The sequence below is a fragment of the Olleya sediminilitoris genome (assembly GCF_016785945.1).
GTDB classification, from domain to species: domain Bacteria; phylum Bacteroidota; class Bacteroidia; order Flavobacteriales; family Flavobacteriaceae; genus Olleya; species Olleya sediminilitoris.
Genome location: NZ_JAEMEF010000001.1, coordinates 283820 through 297090, shown reverse-complemented (window position 1 = coordinate 297090; position 13271 = coordinate 283820). Strand labels below are relative to the sequence as shown.

Below are 13271 nucleotides of genomic sequence, written 5' to 3'. Positions count from 1 at the left end.
ATGGAAGCAGAAAACAACATATATACTGTTTCGGTTTACACCGAAAATAATATAGGATTATTAAATCGTATTTCGGCAATATTTCAACGTAGGCATATAAATATTGAAAGTATAAATTCTTCCGTTTCAGAAATTGAAGGTGTTTCAAAATTTACAATTGTTGTTAATATTACCGAAGACCAAATGAAAAAAATAATTGGTCAAATTGAAAAACAAGTAGAAGTTATTAAGGCTTACTTTCATACAGATGAAGACACCATTTATCAAGAGTCTTGCATTTTTAAAATGAAGTCTGATTTATTGTTTGAAGAACGACAAATTCAGAATATTATTAAAGAAAGTAATGCTAGAATTGTAACTGTAAATCGTGACTTTTTTGTTATTGAAAAGTCCGGACGTAAAGAAGAAATAGAATTATTATATAGAGAATTAAGTGCTTTTGGAATCATGCAATTTACGCGCTCAGGACGTATTGCTGTTACAAAAGATGAAATGAAAATATCAACAATGCTAGAAGCTTTTCAAGCATAACCAACAATTAAAATAAAAAGACAATGTCAAATTATTTCAACACATTATCATTAAGAAACCAATTAGATCAATTAGGTAAATGTAGATTCATGGATGCTTCAGAGTTTGAAGATGGTGTCAATGCATTAAAAGGAAAGAAAATCGTAATTGTTGGTTGTGGTGCACAAGGCTTAAACCAAGGACTAAACATGCGTGATTCAGGTTTAGATATTGCGTTTGCATTAAGGCAAGTTGCAATTGATCAAGAACGCGAATCGTACAAAAACGCAACGTCTAACGACTTTAATGTTGGAACTTACAACGATTTAATTCCTACTGCAGATTTGGTGCTAAATTTAACACCAGACAAACAGCACACAAATGTTGTAGAAGCAGTAATGCCTTTAATGAAAAAAGGTGCTACGCTAAGTTATTCTCATGGATTTAATATTGTAGAAGAAGGCACTAAAGTAAGAGAAGATATTACCGTCATTATGGTTGCTCCAAAATGTCCAGGAACAGAAGTACGTGAAGAGTATAAACGTGGTTTTGGTGTGCCAACATTAATTGCTGTGCATCCAGAAAATGATCCAGAAAATAAAGGTTGGGCTCAGGCAAAAGCTTATGCAGCTGCAACTGGTGGTCATCGTGCTGGTGTTTTAGAATCGTCTTTTGTTGCTGAGGTAAAAAGTGATTTAATGGGTGAGCAAACTATTTTATGTGGTTTGTTACAAACTGGAGCAATTTTGTCTTTCGATAAAATGGTTGCAGAAGGCATTGAAGCTGGTTATGCTGCAAAATTAATTCAGTTTGGTTGGGAAACCATTACTGAAGCCTTAAAACATGGTGGAATTACAAACATGATGGACCGTTTGTCTAATCCAGCAAAAATAAAAGCATACCAATTGTCAGAAGAATTAAAAGACATCATGCGTCCTTTATTCGAAAAACATATGGACGATATTATATCTGGTCATTTCTCTAAAACTATGATGGAAGATTGGGCAAATGATGATGTAAATCTTTTAAAATGGAGAGCAGAAACAGGTGAAACTGCTTTTGAAAAAACAACGTTAACAACAGATCATATTTCTGAGCAAGAATATTTTGATCATGGAACTTTACTAGTCGCATTTGTGAAATCTGGTGTTGAGTTAGCTTACGAAACCATGGTAAGTGCAGGAATTATTGAAGATTCTGCGTATTACGAATCACTTCACGAATTACCATTAATTGCAAACACCATTGCTAGAAAAAAATTATTTGAAATGAACAGAGTAATTTCAGATACTGCTGAATATGGTTGTTATTTATTTGATCACGCATGTAAACCATTGTTAAAAGATTTCATGAAAACAGTCGAAACAGATATAATTGGTAAATCATTTTCTACAACAACAGGTGTTGATAATATCGAGTTGATAGCAGTAAACGATGCCATTAGAAATCATCCAATCGAAACGGTTGGTAAGCGATTAAGAGCAGCAATGACAGCAATGAAAATTATAAAATCTGATGTTAAAACTGAAGATTCAGTATTAGCTTAAATCAATTGTTATCCCGAATTAATTTCAGGATCTCATAAAACATGGAAAATACCACAACAATATATAAGCCAACATTAGCATCTGTTGAGGCTGCTGCAGAAAAATTAAAAGGAGTTGCATCTGTAACTCCTTTAATGTCTAACAGAAATTATTCTAAGCAATTCAACGCTAATATCATGTTTAAGCGTGAAGATTTACAACAAGTACGTTCCTATAAAATTAGAGGAGCTTACAATAAAATGTCGTCTTTAAGTTTTGCAGAAATCGAAAACGGAATTGTATGTGCAAGTGCTGGAAATCATGCACAAGGTGTAGCTATTTCATGTAAACTATTAAAAATAAAAGGTGCAATTTTTATGCCTTCTCCAACACCAAATCAAAAGGTGGAACAAGTAAAAATGTTTGGCGAAGAGTATATTGAAGTTGTATTAATTGGTGATACTTTTGATGATGCTTATCATGCAGCTTTGCAACAAAGTGAAGTATTAAATAAAACATTTATCCATCCTTTTAATGATGAAAAAGTTATTGAAGGTCAAGCAACCGTTGGACTAGAAATTATAGATCAAGCGCAGCATCCAATCCATTATGTGTTTGTTCCTGTTGGTGGTGGAGGTTTGTCTGCAGGATTGTCTTCAGTGTTCAAATTATTATCTCCAAACACAAAAATAATTGGCGTTGAGCCTACAGGAGCACCATCAATGTCTACGTCTTTAAGACGAAAACAAAATACCGAATTAAAAAATATCGAAAACTTTGTTGATGGAGCAGCAGTAAAACGTGTTGGTGATTTAAACTTTGCAATTTGTCAGCAAAATTTAAGCGATATGATTACTGTAGACGAAGGTAAAATATGCCAAACTATTTTAGAATTATACAACAAAGATGCTGTGGTTGTAGAGCCTGCTGGAGCATTAAGCATCGCTGCTTTAGAGCAATATAAAGACGACATAAAAGGTAAAAATGTAGTGTGTGTTGTTAGCGGAAGCAATAACGATATCACACGTACTCCAGAGATTAAAGAACGTGCTTTGTTACATGCTAATTTAAAACACTATTTTATAATTAAATTTCCGCAACGTGCAGGTGCTTTGCGCGAATTTGTTGTAGATATTTTAGGTCCAACAGATGATATTACTCACTTTGAATATACCAAAAAAGTAAACCGTGAAAATGATGTTGCAGTGGTTGGTTTGGAGTTAAAATCACCTCAAGATTTAGAACCTTTAATTACAAAAATGAAGTTGCATAACTTTTTTGGAGACTATTTAAATGATAAACCTGATTTATTTCAGTTTTTAGTTTAAGTTGAAAATAGAGTGTTTATAAGACTGGTTTTCAAATGATTATTAAATAATTTTAAAGTGCTTTTTTTAATGAATTCATAAAAATTCACTAAAAAAGAAATAAAAAACAGTTTCGTATTAAATTAATGTCTAGTTTTACACCATGTTAAAAGCACAAAATAAAAATGAAAGACCCACAAGTTTGCCAGCGCGCAGACGACGTCGCTAATGCTCCTACTTTAAAAGCACTTTAGTTAACCGTTTTTTATTTTTTAACATTGAATCACACATCACAAATATTTACTTTTCCAAATACAGTTATTAGAAATAATAACAGGATTGTTGTGCGTCCAATTTTACGTCGACGCCCTTAGGGTGTACTTCTATTTTAGAGCTTAGGTGAGTCCGGTTCTCCATTCAAAACAAAATTCCTGCACAGACAGGAATCTTAAAATCAAAATATTACATTTTTAATTAATAAAATCAATTACAATGGAAATTGTTATTGCTGATAAATCGCATAGTATTTACGCAGATATTATTTGCCAAACCATTGCTGATGCTGCTCAAGTTAGAGGCACTGGTATTGCAAAACGTAAACCAGAATACGTCATTACCAAAATGGAAAATGGTAATGCTGTTATCGCTTTAGAAGGCGATAAATTTGCAGGTTTTTGCTATATCGAACAATGGAGTCATGGTAAGTTTGTTGCCAACTCTGGTTTAATTGTGCATCCAGATTTTAGAAACTTAGGACTTGCAAAAAAGATTAAGAAAGTCATCTTCGACCACTCTAGAACCAAGTTTCCAAACGCTAAAGTATTTAGTATTACTACAGGATTGGCTGTTATGAAAATGAATAGCGAATTAGGTTATAAACCAGTAACGTTTTCCGAATTAACTAAAGATCAAACCTTTTGGAATGGCTGTCAAACTTGTAAAAATTACGATGTTTTACAACGTACAGAACAAGTAATGTGCCTATGTACAGGTATGTTATACGATCCTGACAAAGAGGTTAAGCCTGTTGAACAACACAAATACGATAAAAAAGTTTGGACCAGATTAAAAAACATTAAGCAAACAAGATTCCTAAAAAAAGATAAAAATGAGTAATAAAAAATTAGTTATAGCATATAGTGGAGGTTTAGATACGTCGTATTGCGCAGTAAGTTTATCAAAAGAATACGATGTACATGCGGTAAGCGTAAATACTGGAGGTTTTACTACGGAAGAGATTAAACACATAGAAAGTAATGCCTATAAAATGGGAGTTTCTACTTATAAAAATATAGATGCGGTTGCTACTTTTTATAATAAAGTAGTCAAGTATTTAATCTTCGGGAATGTATTAAAAAATAGTACGTATCCTTTATCAGTAAGTGCAGAACGTATTATTCAAGCCATAGAAATTATAGAATATGCTAAAAGTATTGATGCAGAATATATCGCTCATGGAAGTACAGGAGCAGGAAACGATCAAGTGCGTTTTGATATGATTTTTCAAACCTTGGCTCCTAATATTAAAATTATAACACCAATTAGAGATCAAAAACTGACTAGAGAAGAAGAAATTGAATATTTGAAGTCTGAAGGTGTAGATATGTCTTGGGAAAAATCGAAATATTCTGTAAACAAAGGACTTTGGGGAACAAGTGTTGGTGGTGTTGAAACTTTAAAATCGGAAAAACCTTTACCAGGCGAAGCGTATCCTTCTCCATTAGAAAAAGAAGGGGAAGAAAAAGTAACATTAACCTTTAAAAATGGGGAGTTTGTTGCTTTAAACGGACAAGAAAATACGCCAGAAGTAAATATTGAAAACCTAAACACTATTGCTTCTGCATATGCAATTGGTAGAGATATTCATGTTGGAGATACTATTGTTGGTACAAAAGGACGAGTTGGTTTTGAAGCTGCTGCTGCTTTAATTACAATAAAAGCACATCATTTATTAGAAAAACATACGCTTACAAAATGGCAGTTACAACATAAAGAATACTTGTCAAGTTTTTACGGCATGCATTTGCACGAAGGTCAATATTTAGATCCAGTGATGAGAGATACAGAAGCTTTTTTACAAAGCTCTCAAAAAATGGTGTCTGGTAATGTTGTAGTGACTTTAAAACCATATCATTTTTCTTTAGATGGTATTGTTTCCGATCACGATTTAATGTCTAGTGCATTTAGTACTTATGGTGAAGAAAATAAAGCTTGGACAGCTGATGACGCTAAAGGATTTATTAAGATTATTGGAAATCAGAATAAAATTTATCAACAAGTAAACTCTAAGCTTTAGTCATGCTGAACTTGTTTCAGTATCTCAAAAATGGTAATTAAAGGAAATTGTTATCCTGTGTCACACTGAGCGCAGTCGAAGTGTTAAGCGAAGAATGGCAAAGTAAAAGAATCAAAATGAAAAAATTAGAAATAGGAATCATTGGAGGTGCAGGTTATACAGCTGGAGAACTTATTAGATTGTTGTTAAATCATTCAAAAACAAGCATCAATTTTATTTACAGTACTTCTAATGCTGGCAACAAAATATCAAAAGTACACCAAGATTTAATTGGGAGTACAGATTTGGAGTTTTCAAATCAAATTAACCCAGAAGTGGATGTGTTGTTTTTGTGTTTAGGTCACGGGAATTCTAAAGCATTTTTAGAGAACAATTCATTTTCTAGTAAAACTAAAATTATTGATTTAAGTAATGATTTTAGACTAACTAAAGACGCCATTTTTGATGGCAAAACGTTTGTCTATGGTTTGCCGGAATTAAATAAAGAAGCGATTAAAAAAGCGAATTATATTGCAAATCCAGGGTGTTTTGCTTCAGCTATTCAGTTAGCATTATTGCCTTTAGCTAAAGCTGAAGTTTTGCAAAACGATGTACATATTAATGCGGTTACAGGAGCAACAGGCGCAGGAACATCGTTATCTGCAACTACGCATTTTACGTGGCGAGATAATAACTTTTCGCATTATAAGGCTTTTACACATCAGCATTTGGGTGAGATTAATCAATCGGTGAAACTGTTGCAATCTAATTTTAATTTTGATATCAATTTTATGCCAAATCGTGGTGATTTTTCAAGAGGGATTTTTGCAACTATGTATACTAAGTTTAAAGGAAGCTTGGAAGACGCAAAAGCATTGTATAGCGAATTTTATAAAGATGCTGCTTTTACTGTGGTTTCGGATGATGAGATTCATTTAAAACAAGTGGTAAATACTAATAAGTGTATTCTTCATTTACATAAACATGAAGACAAATTATTGGTGACAAGCATTATTGATAATTTATTAAAAGGCGCTTCGGGTCAAGCTGTTCAAAACATGAACTTAATGTTTGGTTTTGATGAAACAGAAGGTTTAAAACTGAAAGCAACTTATTTTTAAAAGTACAGCAGCTGCGTTAGCGGTTGAAGTGGCATCCTTTTTTGACGTCAGTTCGAGTGGATTTGTGAAGCATGAGCAAATTTGTATCGAGAACAAGGCAAAAAAGATATAACGGAAAACGCGACCCTTGTGGTAACGCCCAAACAAAAAAAACAAACAAATGAAAATAGCAATTATAGGAACAGGAAACTTAGGAAAGTCCATCGCAAAAGGATTGATAACCAACAACGCCATTACTAGTTTGTATTTAACCAAACGAAATTTGGATGAGATTCAAGAATTTGATGGTTATAAAAATGTGCATTTAACAACGGATAATACTGAAGCTGTAAGGCAATCTGATATCATCATTTTTGCAGTGCAACCAGCTCATTTTGAGCAAATATTAAATGACATTAAGCCGGAATTAACAGAGAAACACGTCTTGATTTCGACTATTACAGGTTTTCTAATTCCTAAGATTGAAGCGCAAGTTGGTGCGGATAAATTTATCATTCGTGCGATGCCAAATACCGCAATTGCAGTTGGTAAATCGATGACGTGTTTGTGTAGTAATGAGCAAGGAGCAAAACGCATTAAAATTGCTGAAGCTATTTTTAACCGTTTAGGACATTCGTTGAGTATTCCGGAAAGTCAAATGCAAGCTGCTACTGTGGTTTGTGCAAGTGGTGTTGCGTTTTGGATGCGTTTAATTAGAGCAACAACACAGGCTGCTATTCAGTTAGGGTTTGATGCTAAAGAAGCGCAAGAACTAGCGATGTATACCAGTGAAGGTGCGGCGAGTTTATTGATTACCAATGGGAATCATCCGGAAGAGGAAATAGACAGAGTAACGACGCCAAAAGGGTGTACGATTGAAGGTTTGAATGAGATGGAACACAAAGGATTGAGTTCGTCTTTAATACAAGGTATGATTGCCTCGTTTAACAAGATTAGTAACATTAAAGAAGAGCAGATATGAGTTTATTTAACGTGTATCCTTTGTTTGATATCACACCTGTAAAGGCAGATGATGTCTTTGTTTTTGATGAAAATAACACCAAATATTTAGATTTATATGGTGGACATGCTGTGATTTCTATAGGGCATTCACATCCTAAATATGTGGCTGCAATTTCTGATCAAGTTGCCAAATTAGGGTTTTATAGCAACTCGATTCAGAATCCATTACAAGTAAAATTAGCCGACAAGTTAGAGCAATTATCCGGCTGCAAAGACTATGATTTGTTTTTGTGTAATTCTGGAGCAGAAGCCAATGAAAATGCTTTAAAACTGGCGTCATTCCATAACGAAAAGAAAAAAGTTGTTGCTTTTAAAAATGGCTTTCATGGTCGTACATCAGCAGCTGTTGCAGCAACCGATAATGCGAAGATTATAGCACCAATAAACGCACAGCAAGAGGTTGAGATTCTGGAATTAGGTGACTTAGAAGGTGTTGAAAAAGCATTGGCTAAAAACGATGTCTGTGCTGTAATTATTGAATGTATTCAAGGTGTTGGAGGATTAGATGAAAGTACTGCTGCGTTCTACGAAGGTGTAGATGTTTTGTGCAAAAAATATAATACGTGTTTTATTGCAGATGAGGTGCAATCAGGTTTTGGAAGAACTGGCGATTTCTTCGCATATCAGAAATATAATGTGATACCAGATATTGTTTCGATTGCCAAAGGCATGGGAAATGGTTTTCCGATTGGTGGAATTTTAATTCACCCAAATATTAAAGCCTCTTTTGGTTTATTAGGAACCACTTTTGGTGGGAATCACTTGGCATGTGTTGCATCTTCGACTGTATTAGAAGTTATTGAAGAAGAGGATTTGATGCAAAATGCTGAAGACATCTCAGCTTATTTTCTGGAGCAAGCAAAAGAAATTTCGGCAATTAAAAACATTAAAGGACGTGGTTTAATGTTAGGGTTGGAGTTTGATTTCCCGATTGCTGAACTACGTAAAAAGCTAATTTTTGAACATAAGATATTTACTGGAAGTGCGAAGAATCCTAATTTATTACGAATTCTTCCGCCTTTAACCATTAAAAAAGAACACGTGGATTTGTTTTTTGAGGCTTTAAAAAACGAATTAAAAGAGATAACAACTTAAACCTCTCGACTGCGCTCGAGGAGACATACATACTGTCTGGTCGAGCGCAGTCGAGACCTATTTATTATGAAAAAATACACCAATATAAAAGATATTTCAAATCTTCAAGAAACCATTAAAGAAGCCATTTTGCTAAAAATGAATCCTTTTGAGTTTCAGGAATTAGGAAAAAATAAAACCTTAGTCATGCTTTTCTTTAATGCCAGTTTAAGAACAAGGCTAAGCACAGAAAAAGCAGCAAAAAACCTGGGTATGAACGTTATGGTTTTAAACGTAAATGACGCTTGGAATCTAGAGTTTGAAGATGGTACCATCATGAATACAAATACTTCAGAACATATAAAAGAAGCTGCAGCAGTTATTTCGCAGTATGCAGATGTGATTGCGGTTAGAGCTTTTCCTAGTTTAACCGATAAGAAAAAAGATGAAAGTGAGTTTGTGATTAACAGCTTTATAAAATATGCAACGGTTCCAATTGTAAATATGGAAAGTGCAACAGCGCATCCTTTACAGGCGTTGGCAGATGCGATTACTATTACTGAATTATCAAAAAAAGCGAAACCAAAAGTTGTTTTGTCTTGGGCACCACACCCAAAAGCGTTACCACAAGCAGTTGCAAATTCTTTTGTAGAAATGATGCAAAACTTGGATGTAGATTTAACCATTACACATCCTGAAGGTTATGAGTTAAGCGAAGCAATCACGAAAAAAACACCAGTAAATCACAATCAAGAAGAGGCTTTAAAAGATGCCGATTTTGTCTATGTGAAAAACTGGAGTAATTATAAAGATTACGGAAAAGTACTTAGTCAAGACGAAAATTGGATGATGACAAAAGCGAAGTTGGGTAATGCGAAATTTATGCATTGCTTGCCTGTAAGACGTAATGTGGTTGTGGAAGATGCGGTTTTAGATAGTGAACAGTCTGTTGTAATTAAACAAGCTAATAATAGGACTTTTGCTGCGCAAATTGTCTTGAAGCAAATTTTGGGAAATTGTAATGTTACGTCGTGCTGAGTTTATTTCAGTATCACACAATTAGTAAATAATGAGAAGCTGAAACAAGTTCAGCTTGACGATTGAGCTTTTAAAGTAAGCAATAAGTTAATGTTAATCCGTCACGTCATACTGAATTCATTTCAGTATCACATCAAGAGAAGAATAAGCATGAAAACACTAAAAATCATAAAAATTGGAGGAAACATCATCGATGATGATAACGCTTTGCAGCAATTCCTAAAAGCATTCGCGACTATAGATGCTCCTAAAATCCTAGTGCATGGTGGTGGAAAATTAGCAACTAAATTAGCACGACAAATGCAAGTTGAGGTTAAAATGATTGACGGAAGACGCGTAACCGATCAAGTCACTTTAGATATTATCACCATGGTGTATGCTGGAAAAATCAATAAAACTATAGTCGCACAATTACAAGCTAACAGTTGTAATGCTATTGGTTTTTCAGGAGCAGATGGCAACACGATAGTTTCGGATTTAAGACCATCTAAACCTATCGATTATGGATTTGCTGGAGACGTCAAAAAGGTAAATACAGAAACCTTAGAAATTCTTTTAAACAATACAATTACACCTGTGTTTTGCGCGATTACTCATGATAAAAACGGGCAATTATTAAATACCAATGCAGATACGATTGCTTCGGAATTAGCAATAGGTTTCGCAACAAAATATAAAACTGAATTATATTATTGCTTCGAAAAAAAGGGTGTTTTAGAAGATGTAAATAATGACGATTCTGTTATCCAAAATATAAACACTAAAAGCTATCAACCGTTGATTGAAAATGGTATTATTTATGAAGGCATGTTGCCAAAATTAAACAACTGTTTTCATGCTGTAAATAATCAAGTTAAAAAAGTTTGTATTGGTAAATCAGAAATGCTTTTCGATAAAAATAATAAACACACAACCATTTCAAAATGATAGAAAAACTAACAACAAGAGCAATTGCTTTATTAAAACAATTGATAGAAACGCAGTCGTTTTCTTCAGAAGAAGGCCCTACAGCAGCACATATTGAGCAATGGTTTGTGCAACAGGATATTCCTTTTAAAAGAACCAATCATAATGTGTGGGCAACTAATAAATATTTTGACGATAGTAAACCAACGTTGTTATTAAACTCGCATCACGATACTGTAAAACCAAATAATGGCTACACCAAAGATCCTTTTAAAGCCATTGTTGAAGACGGAAAATTATATGGTTTAGGTAGTAATGATGCTGGAGGTTGTTTGGTGAGTTTATTAGCAACGTTTGCTTATTTCTATAGCAGAGAAAATCTAAATTTTAATCTGGTTATTGTCGCTTCCGCTGAAGAAGAAAGCAGTGGAGACAATGGGTTAAATAGTATGTTGTCGGTTATTCCAAAAGTGGATGTCGCTATTGTTGGAGAGCCAACTTTAATGAATTTGGCTGTTGCCGAAAAAGGCTTAGTCGTGTTTGATGCAGTTGTAAAAGGAACGCCAAGTCATGCTGCGCATCCAAATCACGATAACGCCATTTATAAAACAATTCCAGTTTTAGAATGGTTTAAAAATTACACGTTCGATAAAACTTCGGAAGCTTTGGGAGATGTAAAGATGACTGTTACGCAAATAAATGCAGGAAAGCAGCATAATGCGGTTCCTGCAGATGTGAAACTAGTGGTTGATGTCCGTGTAAATGATAAATATTCAAACCAAGACATTGTCGATATTTTACAGAAAGAAGCGTCTTGTGATAGTATTATTCCGCGTAGCATAAAATTAAATTCGTCGTCCATTCCAATCGATCATCCATTGGTAATTGCAGGAATAGAAATTGGTAGAAGCACTTATGGTTCGCCAACCTTATCAGATCAAGCGGTGTTGAGTTGTCCTTCTTTAAAATTGGGACCAGGAGATAGCACGCGTTCCCATTCTGCTGACGAGTTTATTTACGTGAATGAGATTGAAGAAGGGATTAAAATATATATTGAATTATTAGAAAAAGTATTGTAATGTCAGGTCGAGCGCAGTCGAGACCTATTAGTATTAAAGACCTCTCGACTGCGCTCGAGGAGACAAAAAAAAATAATTATGAAACTCTGGGACAAAGGAATAAGTATCGATAAAAAAATAGAACAATTTACCGTTGGAAACGATAGAGAGATTGACCTACATATTGCAAAGTATGATGTGCAAGCATCTTTAGCGCATGCAATAATGTTGGAGTCTATTGGCATTATTTCTTCGGAAGAATTACAACAGCTTAAAAGTGGTTTGCACGCTGTTGCGGAAACTATAGAAAACGGAACCTTTGTTATTGAAGCGTCCTTTGAAGATGTGCATTCTAAAATTGAATACGAACTAACAAAAACTTTAGGCGATGTTGGAAAAAAAATTCACACAGCACGTTCAAGAAATGATCAAGTTTTAGTTGCGCTTCAGCTTTATTACAAGGAGAATTTAAAAGAAATTAATACGAAGACAAAAACGTTTTTTGATACCCTTTTAGGTTTGGCAGAAACGCATAAAGAAGCTTTACTTCCTGGTTATACACATTTACAAGTAGCAATGCCTTCTTCTTTCGGTTTGTGGTTTTCTGCTTATGCTGAGGTGCTGATTGACGATGTTTATCTGTTAAATGCAGCTTTAAAAACAGTAGACCAAAATCCCTTAGGTTCTGCAGCAGGTTACGGAAGCTCTTTTCCTATTGATAGAGATTTAACTACTAAAGAATTAAAGTTTTCTACTTTAAAATATAACGTCGTTGCTGCACAAATGAGCAGAGGAAAAAGCGAGCGTACTATTGCTTTAGCTTTAGGGGGTGTGTGTAATACCTTAGCGCGTTTTGCAATGGATATTTGTGTGTATAATAGTCAGAATTTTGGCTTTATTGCCTTTCCAGACGAGTTAACTACAGGAAGTAGCATTATGCCACATAAAAAGAATCCAGATGTTTTTGAATTGATTAGAGGTAAAGCCAATAAAATTCAAGCCTTACATCATGAAATGGTATTAATTACTAATAATTTACCAAGTGGTTACCATAGAGATTTTCAGTTATTAAAAGAAAATATTATTGCAGCAATTGAAGATGTAAAAGACTTATTGGATATTTTTAATTACGCTATTCAGCAAGTTATTGTAAAAGACATCGATTTAAATGATGCTAAGTATCAATACTTGTTTACGGTAGATAATATTAACACGTTGGTTGTGGGAGGTATGCCTTTTAGAGAAGCGTATCAAAAAATTGGAGGCGAAGTGGAAAGTGGAACTTATGTGCCAGATACCTCTAAAAAACACACGCATGTTGGTAGTATTGGTAATTTGTGTTTAGATGGGATTAGAGGCAAGTATCCTGAGTAAAATTTTAGGCATATAACCGTCAGTTTGAGCGCAGTCGAAAATCTTAAGATTTAGGTTTAGTAGCATTTCGACTGCGCTCA

12 protein-coding genes are annotated in these 13271 nt (G+C 34.2%); all 12 read left to right on the top strand.

Annotated elements, in window-relative coordinates; all coding sequences use genetic code 11:
• The 12 genes from ilvN to argH all read left to right on the top strand — a co-directional run bounded on the left by ilvN (nt 1) and on the right by argH (nt 13191).
• Nucleotides 1–531 carry an acetolactate synthase small subunit gene (ilvN, locus tag JAO71_RS01285; protein ID WP_028288914.1) on the top strand — a complete coding sequence of 177 codons (531 nt, stop codon included), beginning with the start codon at nt 1–3 and terminating at the stop codon, nt 529–531.
• A gap of 23 nt (nt 532–554) precedes the next feature.
• Complete coding sequence (gene ilvC / locus JAO71_RS01280; protein WP_202998497.1) at nt 555–2057, top strand: ketol-acid reductoisomerase; 1503 nt, start codon at nt 555–557, stop codon at nt 2055–2057.
• Nucleotides 2058–2098: 41 nt separating this feature from the next.
• Complete coding sequence (gene ilvA, locus JAO71_RS01275) at nt 2099–3364, top strand: threonine ammonia-lyase IlvA (RefSeq protein WP_202998496.1); 1266 nt, start codon at nt 2099–2101, stop codon at nt 3362–3364.
• A 471-nt stretch (nt 3365–3835) separates the two neighbouring features.
• Nucleotides 3836–4459: a GNAT family N-acetyltransferase gene (locus tag JAO71_RS01270; protein ID WP_202998495.1), complete on the top strand. Its 624-nt coding sequence runs from the start codon at nt 3836–3838 to the stop codon at nt 4457–4459.
• Nucleotides 4452–5639: an argininosuccinate synthase gene (locus tag JAO71_RS01265; RefSeq protein ID WP_202998494.1), complete on the top strand. Its 1188-nt coding sequence runs from the start codon at nt 4452–4454 to the stop codon at nt 5637–5639. Before JAO71_RS01270 ends, JAO71_RS01265 begins: the two co-directional genes overlap by 8 nt.
• Nucleotides 5640–5755: 116 nt before the next feature.
• Entirely contained in the window at nt 5756–6739 is a 984-nt protein-coding gene (argC, locus tag JAO71_RS01260; protein WP_202998493.1) for an N-acetyl-gamma-glutamyl-phosphate reductase, read from the top strand.
• Nucleotides 6740–6899: 160 nt separating this feature from the next.
• Nucleotides 6900–7700, top strand: coding sequence for a pyrroline-5-carboxylate reductase (gene proC / locus JAO71_RS01255; protein ID WP_202998492.1), 801 nt, complete (start codon nt 6900–6902; stop codon nt 7698–7700).
• Nucleotides 7697–8836, top strand: a complete 1140-nt coding sequence (locus tag JAO71_RS01250; protein WP_202998491.1) for an aspartate aminotransferase family protein — start codon at nt 7697–7699, stop codon at nt 8834–8836. The genes proC and JAO71_RS01250 overlap by 4 nt, the downstream gene beginning before the upstream one ends.
• A gap of 66 nt (nt 8837–8902) precedes the next feature.
• Nucleotides 8903–9853: an N-acetylornithine carbamoyltransferase gene (locus tag JAO71_RS01245; protein WP_202998490.1), complete on the top strand. Its 951-nt coding sequence runs from the start codon at nt 8903–8905 to the stop codon at nt 9851–9853.
• Between the two features lie 150 nt (nt 9854–10003).
• Nucleotides 10004–10780, top strand: coding sequence for an acetylglutamate kinase (argB, locus tag JAO71_RS01240; RefSeq protein WP_202998489.1), 777 nt, complete (start codon nt 10004–10006; stop codon nt 10778–10780).
• A complete protein-coding gene (locus tag JAO71_RS01235) occupies nt 10777–11838 on the top strand; it encodes a M20 family metallo-hydrolase (protein ID WP_202998488.1) in 1062 nt (353 codons plus the stop codon). The genes argB and JAO71_RS01235 overlap by 4 nt, the downstream gene beginning before the upstream one ends.
• 78 nt (nt 11839–11916) lie before the next feature.
• Nucleotides 11917–13191, top strand: a complete 1275-nt coding sequence (gene argH, locus JAO71_RS01230) for an argininosuccinate lyase (protein WP_202998487.1) — start codon at nt 11917–11919, stop codon at nt 13189–13191.
• Nucleotides 13192–13271 lie beyond the last annotated feature (80 nt).